At 72.3% G+C, this 18,604-nt stretch carries 17 protein-coding genes; 3 read left to right on the plus strand and 14 right to left on the minus strand.

Annotation, left to right across the window (positions count from 1 at the left end; all coding sequences use genetic code 11):
• Positions 1 to 9: 9 nt before the first annotated feature.
• The 5 genes from ACFV9T_RS07415 to ACFV9T_RS07435 are packed head-to-tail and all read right to left on the minus strand — an operon-like array spanning position 10 to position 6,290.
• Positions 10 to 741: a FadR/GntR family transcriptional regulator gene (locus tag ACFV9T_RS07415; RefSeq protein ID WP_199848627.1), complete on the minus strand. Its 732-nt coding sequence runs from the start codon at positions 739 to 741 to the stop codon at positions 10 to 12.
• A gap of 55 nt (positions 742 to 796) precedes the next feature.
• Positions 797 to 1,843, minus strand: coding sequence for an oligopeptide/dipeptide ABC transporter ATP-binding protein (locus ACFV9T_RS07420; protein ID WP_385437344.1), 1,047 nt, complete (start codon positions 1,841 to 1,843; stop codon positions 797 to 799).
• The gene (locus ACFV9T_RS07425; protein WP_385437345.1) at positions 1,818 to 3,803 is read right to left on the minus strand and encodes a dipeptide/oligopeptide/nickel ABC transporter permease/ATP-binding protein; all 1,986 of its coding nucleotides are present in this window, start codon (positions 3,801 to 3,803) and stop codon (positions 1,818 to 1,820) included. Before ACFV9T_RS07425 ends, ACFV9T_RS07420 begins: the two co-directional genes overlap by 26 nt.
• Positions 3,800 to 4,741 (minus strand): ABC transporter permease, encoded by a 942-nt coding sequence (locus ACFV9T_RS07430; protein ID WP_385437347.1) that lies wholly within the window; start codon positions 4,739 to 4,741, stop codon positions 3,800 to 3,802. Before ACFV9T_RS07430 ends, ACFV9T_RS07425 begins: the two co-directional genes overlap by 4 nt.
• 19 nt (positions 4,742 to 4,760) lie before the next feature.
• A complete protein-coding gene (locus ACFV9T_RS07435) occupies positions 4,761 to 6,290 on the minus strand; it encodes an ABC transporter substrate-binding protein (RefSeq protein WP_385437348.1) in 1,530 nt (509 codons plus the stop codon).
• A gap of 255 nt (positions 6,291 to 6,545) precedes the next feature.
• On the opposite strand from ACFV9T_RS07435, the gene ACFV9T_RS07440 reads away from it, so the two are divergent.
• The gene (locus tag ACFV9T_RS07440; RefSeq protein WP_385437349.1) at positions 6,546 to 8,003 is read left to right on the plus strand and encodes an aldehyde dehydrogenase; all 1,458 of its coding nucleotides are present in this window, start codon (positions 6,546 to 6,548) and stop codon (positions 8,001 to 8,003) included.
• On the opposite strand, the gene ACFV9T_RS07445 is transcribed toward ACFV9T_RS07440, so the two are convergent.
• From ACFV9T_RS07445 to ACFV9T_RS07485, 9 genes are all read right to left on the minus strand, one after another.
• On the minus strand, positions 7,991 to 8,389 hold the full coding sequence (locus ACFV9T_RS07445) for a Zn-ribbon domain-containing OB-fold protein (RefSeq protein ID WP_385437350.1): 399 nt from the start codon (positions 8,387 to 8,389) through the stop codon (positions 7,991 to 7,993). The genes ACFV9T_RS07440 and ACFV9T_RS07445 overlap by 13 nt on opposite strands.
• Positions 8,390 to 8,421: 32 nt before the next feature.
• Positions 8,422 to 9,600: a thiolase family protein gene (locus ACFV9T_RS07450; RefSeq protein WP_385437352.1), complete on the minus strand. Its 1,179-nt coding sequence runs from the start codon at positions 9,598 to 9,600 to the stop codon at positions 8,422 to 8,424.
• Between the two features lie 9 nt (positions 9,601 to 9,609).
• Positions 9,610 to 10,080 carry an acyl dehydratase gene (locus ACFV9T_RS07455; RefSeq protein ID WP_385437353.1) on the minus strand — a complete coding sequence of 157 codons (471 nt, stop codon included), beginning with the start codon at positions 10,078 to 10,080 and terminating at the stop codon, positions 9,610 to 9,612.
• A gap of 13 nt (positions 10,081 to 10,093) precedes the next feature.
• Positions 10,094 to 10,687 (minus strand): MaoC family dehydratase N-terminal domain-containing protein, encoded by a 594-nt coding sequence (locus tag ACFV9T_RS07460; RefSeq protein ID WP_385437355.1) that lies wholly within the window; start codon positions 10,685 to 10,687, stop codon positions 10,094 to 10,096.
• Positions 10,684 to 13,173: a CoA transferase gene (locus ACFV9T_RS07465; protein WP_385437356.1), complete on the minus strand. Its 2,490-nt coding sequence runs from the start codon at positions 13,171 to 13,173 to the stop codon at positions 10,684 to 10,686. Before ACFV9T_RS07465 ends, ACFV9T_RS07460 begins: the two co-directional genes overlap by 4 nt.
• Entirely contained in the window at positions 13,170 to 14,012 is an 843-nt protein-coding gene (locus ACFV9T_RS07470; RefSeq protein ID WP_385437357.1) for an SDR family oxidoreductase, read from the minus strand. The genes ACFV9T_RS07465 and ACFV9T_RS07470 overlap by 4 nt, the downstream gene beginning before the upstream one ends.
• Positions 14,009 to 14,248, minus strand: a complete 240-nt coding sequence (locus tag ACFV9T_RS07475; RefSeq protein WP_385437359.1) for a ferredoxin — start codon at positions 14,246 to 14,248, stop codon at positions 14,009 to 14,011. Before ACFV9T_RS07475 ends, ACFV9T_RS07470 begins: the two co-directional genes overlap by 4 nt.
• On the minus strand, positions 14,245 to 15,450 hold the full coding sequence (locus ACFV9T_RS07480; RefSeq protein WP_385437361.1) for a cytochrome P450: 1,206 nt from the start codon (positions 15,448 to 15,450) through the stop codon (positions 14,245 to 14,247). The genes ACFV9T_RS07475 and ACFV9T_RS07480 overlap by 4 nt, the downstream gene beginning before the upstream one ends.
• A 112-nt stretch (positions 15,451 to 15,562) precedes the next feature.
• On the minus strand, positions 15,563 to 16,348 hold the full coding sequence (locus ACFV9T_RS07485; protein WP_385437363.1) for an SDR family NAD(P)-dependent oxidoreductase: 786 nt from the start codon (positions 16,346 to 16,348) through the stop codon (positions 15,563 to 15,565).
• A 91-nt stretch (positions 16,349 to 16,439) separates the two neighbouring features.
• On the opposite strand from ACFV9T_RS07485, the gene ACFV9T_RS07490 reads away from it, so the two are divergent.
• Positions 16,440 to 16,880 carry a nuclear transport factor 2 family protein gene (locus ACFV9T_RS07490; RefSeq protein ID WP_385437365.1) on the plus strand — a complete coding sequence of 147 codons (441 nt, stop codon included), beginning with the start codon at positions 16,440 to 16,442 and terminating at the stop codon, positions 16,878 to 16,880.
• Positions 16,881 to 16,985: 105 nt separating this feature from the next.
• Entirely contained in the window at positions 16,986 to 18,602 is a 1,617-nt protein-coding gene (locus ACFV9T_RS07495; protein WP_385437366.1) for a flavin-containing monooxygenase, read from the plus strand.
• Positions 18,603 to 18,604 lie beyond the last annotated feature (2 nt).

Here is an 18,604-nt window from a genome sequence, read left to right on the forward strand (position 1 = left end):
GCCCTGAGATCAGCGCCAGTTGACGACCTGGTCGACGAGGGAGGGGTGGCGCCTGCGCACATAGTCCGCGTACTCCTGCATGTGCTGCCGCATCAGCCGCTCCGCCGTCGCGGCCTGCCCCTTGGCGATGGCCCGCGCGATGGCCTTGTGCGTCGCCTGCACGTCCTCGCGCCGGTCGGGCGGGAAGAGGAAGCCGCTGACCTGGTCGTGGAAGATGTCCTCCAGCGACATGCTCACCAGGTTGAGAATCGGATTCCCCGACATGGACGACACCTTGCGGTGGAAGTCGTGGGTGGCGGCGAAGTACAGATCGTCGTCCTCCACCACGGACTTCTCGCACGACTCGGCCAGTTGCTCACCCAGCTCCGGCGCGTTGCGCTCGGCGGCGAGCCGGGCCATCGTCGCCTCCATCACCAGCCGCGCCTCCAGCAGTTCGCTGAACGTGACGCCGCCGAGGTGGTAGAAGAGCGTCGACATCCGGCCGTAGTCACGGGTGCGCACCTCGATGACCATCGGGCCGCCGTTGCGCCCCGGCTTCATCGTGATGAGCCCGTGGACTTCGAGGATCCGCAGCGCTTCGCGGAGCGAACCGCGCCCCACGCCGTAGTCCTCGATCATCTGCGCCTCGGACGGCAGCAGCGTGCCCGGCGGCAGCTTGCGCTTCACGATGTCGTGGACGATTTCCTGCGCCAGCGCCTCGGCGACCTTGGCTCCGCGTTTCAGTGTCTTCGTCGGCGCCATTTCCTCACCTGATAGCCAAGGTCCCTCCATGGGACGGAGTATACCGGAACCCTTATCAGGGTTGGCGCCCATGTCCGTTTTCCGTCAGGGAGAGGCCGGGAAGCGGCGCGCCCGCGTCGGGGTGGCCCGAGTCCGGATCGTACCGGTGGCAGCTCAACTCCACCTGGCCCACCGTGGTGCGGGCGGGCCTCGCCGACCAGCACACCTGAGCCGTGTGCGGGCAGCGGGGCGCGAAGGGGCACCCCGTCCCGTCCACGGCCCCGGCCGCCGCCGTCGAGGTCGACACCGAGGCCCGCCGCACCTGGCGGCGCTTGCGCTGCAGCGCCGGATCCGGCACCGGGGCCGCCGCCACCAGCGCGCGGGTGTACGGATGGCTCGGCCGCAGACACACCTCGCCGGTCGGCCCCGACTCCATGACCCGGCCCCGGTAGAGGACGACGACGCGGTGCGAGATGTGCCGTACGACCGCGATGTCATGGGCGATGAACAGATACGCCACCCCCAGCTCCGCCTGGAGCGCGGCCAGCAGATTGATCACCTGGGCCTGGGTGGACACGTCCAGCGCGCTGACCGGCTCGTCGCAGACGACGAGACGGGGCGAGACCGCCAGCGCCCGGGCGATGGCGACGCGCTGCCGCTGACCGCCCGAGAACCGCGCCGGATGCCGGTCCGCCGCGTCGTCGGGCAGCCCGACGGCCGACAGCAGCCGCCGGATCTCCGCACCCGCCTGCTCCCGGCCCGTCCCCTTCCGCCGCAGCAGCGGCTCGGCGAGCGTCTTGCCCACCGGATGGCTCGGGTTGAGGGAACTGTACGGATCCTGGAAGACGACCTGCAGATCGGACGCGAGCGCGCGGCGGGCGCGCGCGGACGCGTGCGTGATGTCCGCGCCGTCGAACGAGATCCGCCCCTCGGCGGCCCGGGTGAGGCCGAGGACGGCCCGGCCGATGGTCGACTTGCCCGAGCCGGACTCACCGACCAGGCCGACGGTTTCGCCCGGTTCGACGCGCAGGCTCACCCCGTCCACCGCGCGCAGCGGCGCGGAACGCCGTCCGGGCGCCGGGTAGGTGACCGCGAGATCAGACAGCTCCAGCAGCGCGCTCATGGTCCACCGCCTTCCAGGAGTCGGCACGGATACAACGGGCCGCGCGCGGGCCGCCGGACGCGGGGTCGCGCACCAGCATCGGCACGGGCGCCGCCGAACAGGCCTCGGTCGCGAACGCGCAGCGCGCGGCGAACCGGCACCCGGCCGGCCAGTCGCGCGGCTGCGGCACCGTCCCCTCGATGGCGGGCAGCGGGCCCGCCGTCTCCTCGCGCTCCGGCGTGGAGCGCAGCAGGGCACGGGTGTAGGGGTGCAGGGCGGCCGTGAAGATCTGATCGACGGTGCCCTCCTCGACCACCTGCCCGGCGTACATCACCACCGCCCGGTCGCAGATGTCGGCGACCACCCCGAGGTCGTGGGTCACCAGGATCATCGCCATGCCCAGCTCCGCCTGGAGCGAGCGCAGCAGATCGAGGATCTCGGCCTGCACGGTGACGTCGAGGGCGGTGGTCGGCTCGTCCGCGATCAGCAGATCGGGCTCGCCGGTCAGGGCGAGCGCGATCGCCGCGCGCTGCGCCATGCCGCCGGAGAGCTGGTGCGGATACGAACGGCAGATCTGCTCCGGGCGCGGGATGCCGACCAGGCTCAGCAGTTCGACGGCGCGTGCCCGGGCCTGGGCCTTGTCCAGCCCGCGGTGTCGCCGCAGCGGTTCGACGAGCTGGGATCCGATGGTGAAGCACGGGTCGAGCGCGGTCATCGGCTCCTGCGCGATGTAGCCGATCCGCTGTCCCCGGTACGCCGCGAGCCGCTTCTCCGGCATCCGGGCGAGGTCCGCCCCGTCGAACAGGATCTGCCCCTCCCCGAGGTGTCCCGCGCCCGGGACGAGGCCGAGGACGGACAGCGCGGTGACGGTCTTTCCGCAGCCCGACTCGCCCACCAGGCCGACGGTTTCGCCCGGCCGGACGTCGAAGCCGACACCGTCGACCACGGGTTGGTCGCCCCCGTCCGCTTCGGGGAAGGACACCACAAGATCCCGGACCCGGAGCAGCACGCCGTCGTCGGCGCGCTCCGTCGTACCGGAATCCCCGGGGAGGGGGCGGCGGCCGAAGAAGCGTCCGGTGGCCGCCGGTCCCCGGCCCGAGGGGGCCGCGTCACGCAGCGCGTCGCCGAGGAAGTTGAAGGCCAGGACGGTGAGGACCAGCACGCCCCCGGTCGGGACCATCAGCCAGGCGTCCTGGTTGATGGCGGTGGCGGCCTCGGCGATGCCCGCTCCCCAGTTGGGCGCGGGCGGCTGCGGGCCGAGGCCGAGGAAGCCCAGGCCGGACTGGATCAGCAGGGCGGTGCCCAGGGTCAGCGAACTCTGGATGAGCACCGGCGCGATGACGTTGGGCAGCACGTGCCGTACGACGATCCGGGGCGCCCGCAGCCCCGAGACGCGGGCGGCGTCGACGTACAGCTCGCCGCGCACGGCCGTCGTCGTCGCCCGCACCAGCCGGATGATGGCGGCGGAGAAGATGACCCCGAGGGCCCCCATGGACACCGCGAATCCGCGCCCGTACACCGCGACCACCGCGAGCAGGATGATGATCACGGGCAGGGCCATCAGCGCCTCGGCGATCCGGCTGATGACGGCGTCGGCCCAGCCACCCCGGTAGCCGGCCAGCAGCCCGAACGGGATGCCGATGAGGAGCGCGACCAGGACGGCTTCGCCGGAGCCCAGCAGGCTGAGGGCCCCGCCGTGCATCAGCCTGCTGAGCACGTCGCGGCCGAGGGAGTCGGTGCCGAGCCAGTACGTGCCGGACGGGCCCTGGTAGACGCGGCTCAGATCCTGGTCGAGCGGGTCGTGCGGGGCCAGCGCGGAGGCGAAGAGGCTGCCGAGGACGACCACGGTGATCCACCCCAGGCTCAGCCAGGTCCCGGGGCGGCGCAGCACGCCGCGCGCGCGGCCCGCGCCCTTCTCGCCCGCACGCCGGTGGCGCCCCGGCCCGGCCGCCACGGCCTCGGTGTTCACGCCGACGCTCATGCCCGCCTCGCCTTCGGGTTGAGCCAGGCGTTGGCGACGTCCACGAGGAGGTTCGCGGCCAGCACGATGCTGGTCGTGAACAGGACGACGGTGAGCACCACGGGGAAGTCCTTTCCGTTCACCGCCGAAAGGGTCAGTGCCCCGAGGCCGTTCAGCGCGAAGACCTGCTCGACGATGACGGTGCTGCCGAGCAGACCGATGAACTGGAAGCCGACGCTGGTCACGATGGGAATGGAGGCGTTGCGCAGCGCGTGCCGGAAGATCAGCGAACGGTTGGAGACGCCGGTGGCGCGCAGCGTCCGGATGTAGTCCTTGCTGAGAACGTCCAGCATCGCGCCCCGGGTCTGCCGGGCGACGGTGGCGATGCCCACCGCCGCCACGGACAGACACGGCAGGGTGATCGAGGCGAGCCAGCGGCCGGGGGACTGGGCGAAGGGCACATAGCCGGTGGCGGGCAGCCAGCCCAGCCGGATGGACAGCAGGAAGACCAGCAGCACGCCCAGCCAGAAGCTGGGGACGGCCATGAAGAAGCTGAGCACGCTCTGCCCCGCGCGGTCCAGCCGCCGCCCGCCGATCGCGCTCACCACGCCGACGGCCACCCCGACGACGACCGTCAGCAGCACGGCACCGGTGACGACGGAGAGTGTGATGGGCAGCCGGGCGCCCACATCGGCCGTCGTCGGCCTGCTGGTGAGCAGCGAAGTGCCGAAGTCGCCGCGCAGCACATGCGAGAGCCATGACCAGTACTGGGCGGCGAGCGGCCGGTCGTAGCCCATCTTCCGGTCCAGCGCGGCGACCTGCTCGGCGGTGGCGCCGTCGCCCAGGATGGTGCGCGCCGGGGATCCGGGGATCAGGTTGACCAGGCAGAACGCCACCGTGGCGATGCCCCATAGCATCGGGACGACGACCAGGAGCCGTCGGAGGACTGTCCTGAGCACAGCACTTGCTCCTCAAGGCTCAGGAGGCGGGCTCCAGGCCCCTGACGAACGGCAGCGACTCCAGCGGCACGTAGCTCATCTCCTTGACCTTCTTCGGGTTGTAGAAGTAGTAGGTCTTGCCGATGTTGGTGACGACGAAGAGCGCCTGGTCGACGACCTCTTTGGAGATCTCCTCGTACGTCGCCCGCTGCCGCGCCCCGGTCTCGGCCGCGGCCTTGTCGATCAGCTTGTCCAGCTTCGGGTTGTCGACTCGGTACGGGTTGTACTGGCCGTTCCGGCGCAGCAGCCGGTTGGCGTCGATGGGCGTGCCGATCCAGTTGTAGAACCAGGCGTAGAGCGGGTTCTTGTCGGAGAGGCGCAGCGCCTGGTACTCCGGCAGTGACACGTTGTGGATCTTGATGCGGATGCCCGACTTCTTCAACTGCTGGGCGAGCGCCTGCCCGTAGCGGTCGAAGAAGAGCACGGCGGTGTTGGTGACCGTGAGGTCGATGCCGTTCGGGTAGCCCGCCTCGGCGAGCAGCTTCTTCGCCTTCGCCGGGCTGTACGGATACGCCTTGTCCAGCGCCTTGACGTACCCGGGCTGGCCCGGCGGGAAGATCTGGGTGGTGGGCTGGCCCTCGCCCGCGGTCGCCTGGAGCGCCTTGCGGTCGACGGCGTAGTTCAGCGCCCTGCGGACCCGTACATCGCCGAGCGCCTTGACCTGGCGGCCGCTGCGGTCGTTGACGTTGAGCGCGGTGAAGTAGCTCAGTGAGGAGGAGACGGAGAGGCCCGCGGCCTTGGCGGCCGGGACGTCGTCGAGGGTGCCGATGGCGCCGTCGATCTGCCCCGAGCGCAGGGCGTTCAGGGACGCGGTGGAGTCCTGGATGATCGGGAACACCAGCTTGTCGAACTTCACCGACTTCGCGTCCCAGTACTTCGGGTTCTTGACGAAGGTGTACTTGTCGCCGGGTGTGGTGGCGGCCGTGTCCAGGGTGTACGGCCCGGCGCCGACCGGCTTCTTCTTCAGCAGCGCCGGGTCCTTGAGCGCCTTCGGGCTCGCCATCTGGCCGAGCACGGCGGAGAAGACGAGCGGCAGCGAGGGGTCCGGCCGGGACAGCTTGATCCGCACCTGGTCCGGCGCGGTGACCGTCACCTTGCTGATGGCGGCGATCTCGTCGGTCCGGGGGCCCTGGACGGTCTTGCCGTGGTCGAGGTTGGCCTTCACCGCGGCGGCGTCCAGCTTGGCGCCGTCGGAGAAGGTCACGCCGTGGCGGATCGTCATGTCGAAGGTCGAGGGGTCGGCGTAACTCCACTTCGTCGCGAGCCCCGGCGCGAACGACCCGTCCGGGTTGCGGTGGACCAGGCTGTCGTACGCGGCCTGCTGAGGCTGGAGGAAGGGGCCCCAGTCGTTCTTGAAGGGGTCCCACTGCGAGACGACGGTGGTCGTGCCGAGGGTGAGGGTGCGGTTTCCGCCCCCCGATGAGTCGCCGGAGGAGGAAGAGCCGCACGCGGTGAGGCCGCCCGCGGCCATCACCGTCACCAGCCCGACCGCCGTGAGTTGTACCCGCATAACGCCTCCTTGGGCCCGCTGGGCTGTCCACACGATTGCCCCAGGTGTTCTGACCCGTCAAGGCTTTCTATGCGATTCCTGCGCATAGATTCGGGGACATGGCTCACGGTAAGCCCGTCGCTGCCCGGATGGCCAGATCCGTGCACCGCCTGTTCAGAAGGGTGTGCGCGAGGGCTCCTCCCAAGGTGGGTGATCTCGACTACAGTGCAATCCATAGTCATGGTTTATGGAGACGCCCGGCTGAAGGAGACGCCCATGGTCGCCACCGCCCCCGTGGACCGGCAGCGGATGTATCTGGGCGGGGCCTGGACCGCGTCCCGGGGCGGCACCCCGCTCGACATCCGCAACCCCGCCAACCAGGATCTCGTCGGCCGTACCGTCCTCGCCGCCCCGGAGGACGTGGAGCGGGCCGTCGCCGCCGCGCGCGCCTCGTTCGACTCCGGTGTCTGGCGACAGACGCCGCGAGGGGACCGCGCCCAGGTGCTGGAGCGGGCGGCCGACCTCCTCCAGGAGCGGTCCGGGTACCTGGTCGACCTGCTCACCAGCGAACTGGGCTGCCCCCGCTGGTTCAGCGCCGCGGCCCATGTGCCCAACCCCATCCGGCACCTGCGCTACTACGCCGGTCTGGTGCGCTCCACCGACCCGGACGAGCAGCGCACCGACGACGCGGGCAACATCAGCCTCGTCACCCAGGAGCCGGTCGGCGTCGTCGCCGCGATCACCCCGTGGAACGGGCCGCTCAGCTCGCCCATGCTCAAGATCGCCCCGGCGCTCGCGGCGGGCTGCTCGGTGATCGCCAAGCCCGCCCCGGAGGCCCCGCTCACCCTCTTCGAGCTGGCCGAGGCGCTGGCCGAGGCCGGGCTTCCGCCGGGCGTCTTCAACCTCGTCCCCGGCGACCGGGACGCCGGGGCCCACCTCGTGGCCCACGAGGGCGTCGACAAGGTGGCGTTCACCGGATCGAGCGCCGCCGGGAAGCGGATCATGGCCGTCTGCGCCGAGCGCGTCGCCCGCGTCACGCTGGAGCTGGGCGGCAAGTCGGCGGCGATCGTGCTCCCCGACGCCGACCTGGAAGCGTTCGCCCGGAAGATCCTGCCCATGGCGCTGATGGTCAACGGCCAGGCGTGCATCGCCCAGACCCGGATCCTGGCCCCCGCCACCCGGCACGACGCCCTCGTCGAGGCGCTGGCCGCCGCCTTCCGCGAGGTCCCCGTGGGCGACCCGCTCGCGGCCGGGACCGTCGTCGGCCCGCTGATCAGCGAGCGCCAACGGGACCGCGTGGAGGGCTATCTGGCCACCGGCCGCACCGAGGGAGCCCGGGTCGTGGCCGGGGGAGGGCGCCCCGAGGGCCTCGACGCGGGCTGGTACGTCGAGCCGACGCTCTTCGACGGTGTGCACAACGGCATGCGGATCGCCCGCGAGGAGATCTTCGGCCCGGTCGTCGCGGTCATCCCGTACCGGGACACCGACGAGGCCGTGGCGATCGCCGACGACTCCCCGTACGGCCTCTCCGGCTCGGTGTGGACCGCCGACCCGGAGGCGGGACTCGCGGTGGCGCGGCGGCTGCGCACCGGCATGGTCAGCGTGAACGGCCACCCGCAGGCGTACGGGAGCCCGTTCGGCGGATTCAAGGAGTCCGGCATCGGGCGCGAGATGGGCCCCGAGGGCCTGCGGGCCTACCAGGAGACCAAGTCGATCGCGGTTCAGCCGGGCTGAACGGCGACCGGGACGGCATCGCCGCCCTCGGGGGTCTCGAAGCCGATGCGCACCGGGTGGCCCGCCCGCAGCGTGGCCGGGTCGATGCCCCGTACCCGCACGGTGATCCACGGCCCCTCCGCCAGCTCGACGTACGCCACCACCGTGGGCGGCACCGCCGCCGCGTCCGGGCCGCGCGCGGGGATGACCGTCCAGGTGACGACCTCGCCGAGGCCCGACGACTCCCGCCACTCCAGCGGCGCGAGCGGAGCACAAGGGCAGACCGTCGCGGCTGGCGGGAGGTAGCCGCCGCACTCCTTCGACCAGCGCAGCAGCAGGACGCCCCGGGCGGCGGCGTCGAAGAACTCCGCGGAGTGTTCGTCACGGGTGAGTGGGAAAACGCTCACTGGCCCAGTCCTTCCGGATTCCTCGCGGGTGATCAGGGGTGCGGATGCGGGCCGAGGATCAGCGTCGCGTGGTGGTCGAGCACCCCGCCGTTGCCGCTGACCAGGACCGCGTCGGCGCCCGCGACCTGCCGTGGGCCGCCGTCGCCCCGCGCCTGGATGACGCCTTCCGACAGCGGCGTCATGCCCCACATGTAGTACGAGGACAGCTGGCCGCCCCCGGTGTTCGTGGGATGGCTGCCGCCCGGCGCGAGGGCCCCCGAGGCCACGAACGCGCCGCCCTCGCCCTTGGCGCAGAATCCGTAGTCCTCCAGGGACACCAGCGTCGTGAAGGTGAAACAGTCGTAGATCTCGCGGACGCCGATGTCGGACAGCGAAAGACCGGCCATGGCGAGCGCGGCCGGACCGGACGTGGCGGCCCCCGTGACCAGCCCGAAGCCGCTGCCGCGCGCCATCGGGTGCCCGGGGTGGCCCTGGCCCCAGCCGAGCACGTACACCGGCGGCCGGGCCAGGCTCCGGGCCCGCTCGGCGCTCGTGACGACGACGGCGATCCCGCCGTTGCTCACCAGACAGCAGTCGAACAGCCGCAGCGGGTCGGCCACCACACGGGACGCCTGGTGGTCCTCCAGCGTCAGCTTCCGGTCCCTCATCTGCGCCCGCTCGTTGAGCGCCGCCCACTGCCGGGCCGCGACGGCCACCGCGCCCAGCTGCTCGCTCGTCGTCCCGTAGCGCTCCATGTGACGGCGGGCGGCGAGCGCGTACTTCGCGGCGGCGCTGTCAAGACCCGCGGCACGCACCAGCCCGTCCAGGGCGGACGCCTGCCGGGCGGCGCCGGTGTACGCCGCGCCGCTGCCCGCGCCCTGGCGCAGCGGCGCGTCCGCGTACACGCAGGCGACCGCCTCCGCCTGCCCCGCACTGATCGCGAGGGAGGCGTACTGCACCATGGCGCACGCGGAGGAGCCGAACCCCTGCACCGTGGAGAGCAGCCGCAGCTCCCCGATGCCCAGCGCCGCCTGGAGCGGCAGCCCGATGTCGCCGCCGACGCCCGGGTTGATGAGCAGCCCGTCGAGTTCGGCGAGCCCGATTCCGGCGTCCTCGGCGGCCAGGGCGACGGCGCGCACCGCGAAATCCGTCGCCGTACGCCCGTACACCTTGCCCATCTCGGTGATGCCGAGACCGGCGATGGCGGTCCTCCCGGACAGCTCGTGGGACATCCGGCCTCCTCAGCCCGTGCCGTACGCGCTGTCCGCGCGCAGCGGCAGCGTCGCCCGGACCGTGCCGGGGCCGACGGTGACGCCCGAGGCGTTCTCGCAGCGGACCTCGATGTCGACGGTCCCCGGCCCGTCCTCGGTGGTCACCGACACCACCCGGGCGTGCACCCAGGTGGTGTCGCCGACGACGTTGAACGCCCGCATCCGGAAGCCCCTGATGCCGCGGATGGTCCCGGCCGGACCGATCCAGTCGCGGACGATCCGCTCCCACATCCCCAGCAGCAGGGAGGTGTTGGCGTACATCTCGGCCGCGCCGGTGGCCCGCGCGTAGTCGGTGTTGTGGTGGATGGAGTTGAAGTCGCGGTTGGCACCGGCGGCCATGACGAGGCGGTAGACGGGCAGCGGATACGCGACGCTCGGCAGCTCCTCTCCCTCGCGCACGTCCTCGAATCGGCGCTGTCCCGCCGCGTGGCTCGCGGTCATCGTCCGGCTCCCTTCATCGTCCGGATCCCTTCGGGGTCGGCTCGTAGGCGTAGGTGCTGGTGCGGATCCGGGCGACGACCTCTCCGGCCTCTTCGGTGACGATGTCGCTCTCCCAGGTCAGGAACGCGCCACGGCCCACCGAGGTCTCCTTCGGCACGCAGTCGACCAGCCGTCTGCCGCTGCGCCCCACCCGTTCACCGGCCACCACCGGGCGCAGGAAGTCGAGTTCGATGCCGGTGGCGAAGAAGCCCGTGGTGGGCGGGCCGAGCGGCATGTCCTGGTTGTTGATCGGGCTGTTCACGGGCTGCGCGTCCCGCTCGGCGGAGTCGAACAGCGTCTGCCCCGGCTCCCACATCGGCGGAATCGTCCAGGTGATGACGCCCGTGTACGGCATGGTCACATCGGTGAAGCCGTGCGCGCGGGCCACCGCCGGGTCGGTGTGCAGGGCGCAGTCCAGCTCCAGCGGCTCCAGGAAGCGCCGGATCGCGCCGCGCTCGACGGGATCCGCGCCGAAGACGGTGGCGCCGTCGGAGAAGTCCCGCCCGACCGCGTCCACGACCGGCTTCCAGGCCGCCTGCCAGTCCGCGTTCTCACCAGCACCGTTCACACCAGCACCTTTTCTTCTTCGAGGGTGCGCAGCCGCTCCTCGGAGTAGCCGAGGAGTTCGCGCAGGACGTAGGCGGTGTGCTGGCCGAGGGTCGGCGCGGCGCGGCGGACCGAGCCCGGGGTCAGGGAGAGCGCCGCGCGGGGGCCTTCGACGACGGTCTCGCCGTGCACCGGGTGGGGCAGCCGGACGAGATGGCCTCGGTGGAGCAGCGCCGGGTCGGTGCACAGGTCGGCGCTGGACGCGGAGAGATGGGCCGGGACGCCCGCCGCCTGCAGCTGGGTCTCGGCCTCGCGCGCGGTGCGGGCGGCGGTCCACGCGGACAGGTGCGCGTCGAGTTCGGCCTCCCGGGCACGGCGCCCGGCCGCGGTCGCGAGGGCGGGGTCGGCGGCGAGGTCGGGGCGCCCGGTGACGTGCGCGAGCCGCCGCCACTCCGCGTTGTCGCGGGCGGTCAGGGCGACGTAGCGGAGTGTGCCGCGCTCCGGGCGGCAGGGGTAGACACCGTGCGGTACGAGCGCTTCGTCGGCGTTGCCGCGCCGCTGGACCACGGTGCCGTCGGCGGCGTAGTGCGCACAGTAGGGCGACAGGAAGAAGACGCCCGACTCGACCTGGGAGACGTCGATGTAGCACCCGCGTCCGGTCCGCTCGCGCTGTTCGAGCGCGGCGAGCAGGGCGACGAGGGCCAGCCGGGGCCCGACGTAGTCGGTGTACGGGCCGAAGGTGCCGATCGGCAGGTCGTCCGGCCAGCCGACGAGGTTCTGGAAGCCGCTGAGCGAAGCGCCGGTGCTGCCGTACCCGGCGAGCGCCGCGTGGGGACCTGTCTGCCCCATCAGGGACGAACTCACCACGATCAGACGGGGGTTGTGCGCCCGCAAGGTCTCCTGGCCCAGCCCCCAGCGGGCCATCCTGCCGGGGGAGAAGGACTCCACCACCACATCGGCCCAGGCGGCGAGGTCGGCGGCGACCGCGCGCCCGGCCCCCCTGCCGAGATCCAGGGCGAGGCCGTACTTGCCCGCGTTGGCGTTGCCGAAGAGGGCCGAGTTCTCCACCCCCGGCACACCCCCGTGGAACGGTGGCATCAGCCGCGAGGTCTCGATCCGCCTGCTGGACTCGACGCGTACCACCTCGGCGCCGTGGTCGGCGAGTGTCCGTCCGACGAGGGGACCGGCGACGACCCACGACAGGTCCAGCACCCGCAGGCCGTCCAGCGCGGGGGCCGGTGCCCGGTCGGACACCTCGGCGCGCACCTCGGCCCGTCGCGGGGTCGCGGTCCACTCGGCGCGCACCTCGTCGCTGTGCTCGCCCAAGCGCGGCGCGGGACGCCGTACGCACGGATACGGCGAGTCGCTGACCTGCGCGAACCGTCCCGGCAGCGTGACCTTGCGCGGCCCGTCGCCGACCGCCGTGAAGTAGCCCCGGTGGGCCAGTTGGGGGCTCGCGGCGACATCGGCCATGTCGGCGATGCCGATGCACAGCAGCCGGTGCTCGACGGCGGCGTCCATGATCTCCGCCTTGGTCTTCCCGGCGAACCAGGCGCGGATGTCGCGGCGCGCCGCCTGAAGGTCGTCCTGGGTGACCTCGCCGCTCTCCACCCCCTCCGGCAGCAGCCGCCAGTCCCATGCGGCGAAGCGCGGCTCGCAGGCGCCCTCGCCGTGCAGCAGCCGGAAGAAGGTGTTGGTGAAGCTCCCCGAGGCGGGGCCCATCGCGAGGTGGAACTCGACGACGCCGTCCCGGCACGCCCACTTCTTCATCGCGCTCGACGTGGCGGCGCCGCTTCCGCTCTGGTCCGTACGGGCGGCGGCCCGGGCGACCGGAGCGCGCTGCCACTCGGGGTTGTCGTCGCCGACGGCGTCGGCGAGCGCCCGGCCGAGGGTGGCGAGCGGCAGACACGCCTGGACGGAGACGTCGACGAGCTGACCGCGCCCGGTGGCGCGGCGGGCGAGGCAGGCGAGCAGCGCGCCGGACGCGGCGTCGGCCGACGCGTGCAGATACGCCTGCGGGACGCTGATGCGCACCGGCGGCCGGTCGCCCTCCCGGTGCGGGTCGAGCGGCCCTCCAGCCGCCCAGAGCACGAGGTCGCTGTCGGCGTAGTGGGCCTTGGGGCCGGTGAGCCCGAACGGCGTGATGGACGTGTAGATCAGGTGCGGGTGGGCGCGCAGCAGCCGCCGGTGGCCGAGGCCGCGTTCGGCGAGCCAGGCGGGGGAGAGCGAGGTCACCAGGATGTCGGCGGCGGCGATCAGGGCTTCCAGCGCGGCGATGCCCTTCGGCGCGTCCAGGTCGAGTGCGACGCCGCGCTTGTTCGCGGCGTACGTGTGCCAGTAGAGCGAGCCGCGCGGTGTGCCGCCGGTGAGTGGGGGGTGGCGGCGGGCGGGGGAGCCCCGGGTGGGCTCGACCTGGACGGTGTCGGCCCCGAGGTCGGCGAGGAGGCGGCCGCACAGCAGTCCGCGCGCGTCGGTGAGATCGAGGACCCGTACGTGTTCCAGCATCATCGGCGCGGGCTCCTGCGTCCGGCTTCGAAGATCGCCGAGGTGTCCGCGAAGCGCTCGGCGAGAAAGGGTGAGGACCCGGGCGCGCTGGTCATGCCCCCGTCCACGCACAGGGTCTCCCCGGTGATGAAGCGCGCGGCGTCCGAGGCCAGGAAGGTGACGGCTTCGGCGATGTCGTCGGCGTGGATGGGCCGTCCCATCCACGCGGTCTCCGCCATCTTCCGCTCCGCGCCCGCCAGGTCGGCCGCGTCCCCGGTGGTGACGTCGGCCATCATCGCGGTGACGGTCGCGCCGGGGACGACGGCGTTGACGCGGATCAGGTCGGCGCGCAGCTCGGCGGCCACGGACCGGGTGAGGCCGATCACCGCCGCCTTGGCCGCGCTGTAGGCGTGCGGCCCCTGGCCACCGGAGAGCCCGGCGGGGCTGGAGGTCGAGATGACGCACCCGGACCGCCGGGGGCGCATGACCCGGGCGGCGTGCTTCATGCCGAGGAACACCCCGCGCAGATTGACCGCGAAGGTACGGTCGACCTCGGCCATGTCGGCGGTGCCGATCGGCCCGATGGCCCCGAGGACCGCGGCGTTGTTGAACATGATGTCGAGCTGCCCGTAGCGCCGTACCGCCTCGTCGACCAGCGCCGCGACGTCGTCCTCGGCGGCGACGTCCGCGGTGAGCACCGTGAGGCGGCCGCCGTGGCCGGACGGAGCATCCGGGTCGGGGCCGCGCAGATCGCCCGCGACGACGACGGCGCCCTCGGACAGGAAGCGGCGCACGGTCGCGGCGCCGATCCCGGACAGGCCTCCGGTGACGACGGCGACGCGGCCTTCGAGGCGGCCGGTCACGGCTCGCCGCCGGTCGTGGCGGGCGCCGGTGCCCCGCCGAGCAGGGTGATCGCCATCTCGGGGCAGGCGCTCTCGGCGTCGGCCGCCTGGCCCAGCAGCGGGGCGGGTACGGGGAGTTCGGTGCCGCGCTGCTCGACGAACCCCTCTTCGTCGTCGCTCAGCAGATCGGGTGCCACGGTGTAGCAGCGCCCGTGGCCGGTGCAGCGGGCCGCGTCGAGGCGGAGCCGGGCGGTCATGCGTCCCACTCCAGCGGCAGGCTCATCAGCGTCAGCTGGCTGCCCCGCTCCACGAGCGGCGCGTCGGACGCGATGCGGTAGTGGGGGATGCGTTGGTGCCATTCGCGCAGCACGATGGCCAGCTCGACCCGGGCCAGGTGCATACCGAGGCAGCGGTGCGGCCCCGCGCCGAATCCGAGGTGCTGGTTGACGCCCTTGCGGCCCAGCCGGAACGTTTCCGGCTCGGGAAACTTGCGCGGGTCGCGGTTGGCCGACCCGATGCCGAGCCACACCACCTCGCCCGCGTCCAGCCGCAGCCCGTCGAGTTCGACGGGGCGGGACACCTCGCGCCCGGCCTGGATGACGAGTGGATACAGCCGTATGAACTCCTCGACGGCGGCGGGCACGGTGTCCGGGTCCTCGATGAGGGTCGCGCGGTCGTCGTCGTGCCGCGCGAGGTGCCAGAACATGTAGCCGAGCGCGCTGCGGGTGGTGTCGAGCCCCGCCATCGTGAGCGTCAGGCACACGGTGAGGATCTCGTCGTGGGTGAGCGGCTCCTCGTCGGCCCCGCGACGGGCCTGGACCAGGCGGGACACCAGGTCCACGGCCGGGTCGAGCGGGTTACGGCGGCGCTCCCGCACCCGCGCGTCGAAGTAGTCGGTGATCTCGGCCGAGGCGGAACGGGCGCGCTCCGCGTCGCCGGTGAAGATGCCGCCGAAGACGTCCTCGACCCAGGGCACGAAGAACGCGCCGTCCGAGGTGGGCAGGCCCAGCAGGTCGAGGAAGACGTCGGTGGGGTAGCGGATGGCGAACTCGGCGACGAAGTCGCACCTCCCGTGGGGGCGCAGCTCCTCGATCAGCTCGACGCAGCGGGCGGTGGCGAAGGGCTCCATCCGGCGGACCGCGGCCGGGGAGAAATACGGATTGACCACGCGCCTCAGCCGGGCGTGCTCCTCCCCGCCGAGCTGCTGGGGAAGCAGGTCGATGCCGCGCTCGGGGTTGAGCGCGCTGGTGACCTCGTTGGTGAAGGTGTCGGGGTTCTGGAAGCCCTTGAGCACGTCGTCGTACCGGGTCAGCATCCAGAAGCCGCGCTCCGTGGTGTCGCTGAAGTGGTAGCGGCTCGCCTCACGCTCGTGGTCGAGAAGGTCGTAATGTCCGGCGGGCGCGGTGGTGGTCCGGTAGTCGGTGTGACTCACGGGGCACTGCTGGATCTGCTCAGACATCGCCACGGCTCCTCGTTCGCTCGTGCGGCCCGTTTGTCGCCCCAACATGACCTGAGGGTTCAGCCCAAGTCAATAACCATGCGCATAGTTCCGGGGTGTGCTCGGCGGCAGGTCAGTCGCGCATGCCGCGCCACGCCGTCGTGCCGCCGTCCACGGTGTAGACGGCGCCGGTGATGAACGACGCGTCGTCGGAGGCCAGGAAGCAGACCAGCTTGGCCACTTCCCCCGGCCGCCCCATGCGCGGGATCAGATGGGTGCCCGACATCCGGCGCTCCTGCGCCGCGCGGTCCTCGGCGACGCCCAGCCGGGCGCGGCTCATGGGGGTGTCCACGGAGCCGGGGCAGTAGCAGTTGCACCGCACCTCGGGCGCCAGATCGATGGCGCAGGCGCGGGTCAGCTGGATCACCCCGCCCTTGCTGGCGGCGTACGCGGCCGCCGGGTATCCGGTCAGCCCCGCCACCGACGAGGCGTTCACCACGGAGGGGCCCCGGTCCGAGGCGCGCAGATGTGGCGCGGCGTACTTCGTGGCCAGCCACATCGCCTTGAGGTTGATCCCGAGCACCGCGTCCCAGGCGTCCTCGGGCAGTGTCTCGAACGTCGCGCCGGGAGCGAAGGCCGAGTCGAGGACGCCCGCGTTGTTCACCAGGACGTCGATGCCACCCATGGTGGCCGCGGCGGTGGCGACCATCTCCTCGACCTGTGGCGGGCGGCGCAGGTCGACGGTGATCGCGACCGCCTTCGCGCCCAGCGCGCGCACCTCGGCGGCGGCCGACTCGGCGGCCTCCGGGGCGATGTCGGCCAGCGCCACGTGCTCGGCGCCACGGGCCGCGGCTTCGAGGGCGATGGCGCGGCCCATGCCCTGGGCGGCCCCCGTCACGAGATAGCGCTTGCCCGGCACTCGTACACCCCCCAGCGGAAGTAGTGTGCATATCATGCGCCTGGTTTTGAGGTAGGGTCAAGACGCGGCACACCCGGGAGAGGACGTGGCCATGGACCTTGAGCGACGACTGCGGGACGTGGAGGCCCGGCTCGCCATCCAGGAGTTGGCCGCCCGCTACTGTCTCGCGATCGACGACCGCGACTGGGAGGCGCTCGCCGCGCTCTTCGACGCCGACGCCACCATGCCCATACGCGGCGCGGAGGTGCGCGGCCGGACCGAGGTGGTCGCGGCCCTGCGCGAACGGCTCGCCTCGGTCGCCCGGTCCGTCCACTCGCCGCACTCCTGCGTGCTCGACGAGCTGGACGAGGAGTACGCGTCGGGCACGGTGCTGGGCCACGTCGAGCTGGGCCTGACCGATACCACCCACGTCGGCGCCCTCCGCTACGCCGACCGCTACGTGCGGCGCGGGGACCGCTGGGTCTTCGCCCGGCGCGAGATGACCTATGTCCACATGGGCCCCTGGTCCGAGGTCGGGCGCTCGCTGCTCTGAGGCCCGGCCGCTTCGGGGTCCGGCCCCTTAAACCAGTCGCATGTTTTGTGCTTCACTCGTTTTCGTCGCGTCACCTCACCCGCTCACGGTCGGGAGGAACTTCCGATGGCCGACTCCCCGGCGTCCCCGTCCCCTGCCCACCCCGACGCGGTCGTGGTGGGCGCCGGCTTCGCCGGGCTGTACGCGCTGCACCGGCTGCGCGGTCTCGGCCTGTCGGTCCGCTGCCTCGACGCGGCGAGCGGCGTGGGCGGTACGTGGTTCTGGAACCGCTACCCGGGCGCGCGGTGCGACGTGGAGAGCATGGACTACTCCTACTCGTTCTCCCCCGAGCTGGAACAGGAGTGGGTCTGGACCGAGCGCTACCCCGCCCAGCCCGAGATCCTCCGCTATCTGGAGCATGTCGCCGACCGCTTCGACCTGCGGCGCGACATCCGGCTGGAGACCCGGCTGACCCGCGCCGTCTTCGACGAGCGGGGCCCCGGGTGGGACCTCACCACCGACCGTGGCGAGTCGCTCCGTACCCGGTTCCTCATCATGGCCACCGGCTGTCTCTCCACGGCCCGTGTCCCCGGCCTCCCCGGCCTCGACTCCTTCCAGGGCGCGACGTACCACACCGGGAACTGGCCGCACGAGGGCGTGGACTTCGGCGGCAGGCGGGTCGGCGTCATCGGTACGGGCTCCTCCGGCACCCAGGCCATCCCGCTGATCGCCGCGCAGGCCGCCCACACCACGGTCTTCCAGCGCACCGCCAATTTCAGTCTCCCGGCGCGCAACAGGCCGCTCGACCCCGCCGAGGAGCGGGCGATGAAGGCCCGCTACCGCGAGCACCGCGTCATGGTCCGCTACTCGCCCAACGGCACGGGCCGCCGCAACAACGACCAGTCGGCGCTGGAGGTCTCACCGGAGGCGCGCCGGGCCGAGTACGAGGCGCGGTGGCGGGAGGGCGGGGGCGGCTTCATCGGCGCCTTCAACGACCTCCTCGCCGACGAGCGGGCCAACGACACCGCCGCCGACTTCATCCGGTCGAAGATCCGGGAGATCGTCCACGACCCGGCGGTGGCCGAACGGCTGATCCCGCGCGGCTTTCCGGTCGGTTCGAAGCGGGTCACCGTCGACACCGGCTACTACGCCACCTACAACCGCGACAACGTCACCCTGGTCGATGTCGGTTCGTCCCCCATTGAGAAGATTGTCCCCACGGGTATACGGACCGCCGACGCCACCTATGAGCTGGACAGCATCGTCTTCGCGACCGGGTTCGACGCCATCACCGGAGCCGTCCTCGCGGTCGACATCCGGGGCCGGGGCGGGCGGAGTCTGCGCGAGAAGTGGGCGGCGGGCCCCCGCACCTACCTGGGGCTCGCCACGGCGGGCTTTCCCAACCTCTTCCTGATCACCGGCCCCGGAAGCCCCTCGGTGATCAGCAACATGGTGGTGTCCATCGAGCAGCACGTGGACTGGATCGCGGACCTCCTCCACCACGCGGAGCGCGGCGGCGTGGTGTGCGCCGAGGCGGACGAGGACGCCGAGGACACCTGGGTCGCGCACGTCAACGAGGTCGCCGACCGCACGCTCTTCCCGCGTGGCGCGTCCTGGTACACGGGCGCGAACATCCCGGGCAAGCCGCGGATCTTCATGCCGTACGTCGGCGGTGTCGGCACCTACCGCCGCCACTGCGAGTCCATCGCCGAACGCGGCTACCCCGGCTTCCGCTTCGCTTGATC

The sequence above is a fragment of the Streptomyces sp. NPDC059850 genome, from assembly GCF_042731515.1.
GTDB lineage: Bacteria > Actinomycetota > Actinomycetes > Streptomycetales > Streptomycetaceae > Streptomyces.

Excerpts from the sequence above, each read along its gene's own strand:
- ACFV9T_RS07415 (WP_199848627.1), bottom strand. The coding sequence starts at position 741 with ATGGCGCCGACGAAGACACTGAAACGCGGAGCCAAGGTCGCCGAGGCG.
- ACFV9T_RS07420 (WP_385437344.1), bottom strand. The coding sequence starts at position 1,843 with ATGAGCGCGCTGCTGGAGCTGTCTGATCTCGCGGTCACCTACCCGGCG.
- ACFV9T_RS07425 (WP_385437345.1), bottom strand. The coding sequence starts at position 3,803 with ATGAGCGTCGGCGTGAACACCGAGGCCGTGGCGGCCGGGCCGGGGCGC.
- ACFV9T_RS07435 (WP_385437348.1), bottom strand. The coding sequence starts at position 6,290 with ATGCGGGTACAACTCACGGCGGTCGGGCTGGTGACGGTGATGGCCGCG.
- ACFV9T_RS07440 (WP_385437349.1), top strand. The coding sequence starts at position 6,546 with ATGGTCGCCACCGCCCCCGTGGACCGGCAGCGGATGTATCTGGGCGGG.
- ACFV9T_RS07450 (WP_385437352.1), bottom strand. The coding sequence starts at position 9,600 with ATGTCCCACGAGCTGTCCGGGAGGACCGCCATCGCCGGTCTCGGCATC.
- ACFV9T_RS07455 (WP_385437353.1), bottom strand. The coding sequence starts at position 10,080 with ATGACCGCGAGCCACGCGGCGGGACAGCGCCGATTCGAGGACGTGCGC.
- ACFV9T_RS07465 (WP_385437356.1), bottom strand. The coding sequence starts at position 13,173 with ATGATGCTGGAACACGTACGGGTCCTCGATCTCACCGACGCGCGCGGA.
- ACFV9T_RS07475 (WP_385437359.1), bottom strand. The coding sequence starts at position 14,248 with ATGACCGCCCGGCTCCGCCTCGACGCGGCCCGCTGCACCGGCCACGGG.
- ACFV9T_RS07480 (WP_385437361.1), bottom strand. The coding sequence starts at position 15,450 with ATGTCTGAGCAGATCCAGCAGTGCCCCGTGAGTCACACCGACTACCGG.
- ACFV9T_RS07490 (WP_385437365.1), top strand. The coding sequence starts at position 16,440 with ATGGACCTTGAGCGACGACTGCGGGACGTGGAGGCCCGGCTCGCCATC.
- ACFV9T_RS07495 (WP_385437366.1), top strand. The coding sequence starts at position 16,986 with ATGGCCGACTCCCCGGCGTCCCCGTCCCCTGCCCACCCCGACGCGGTC.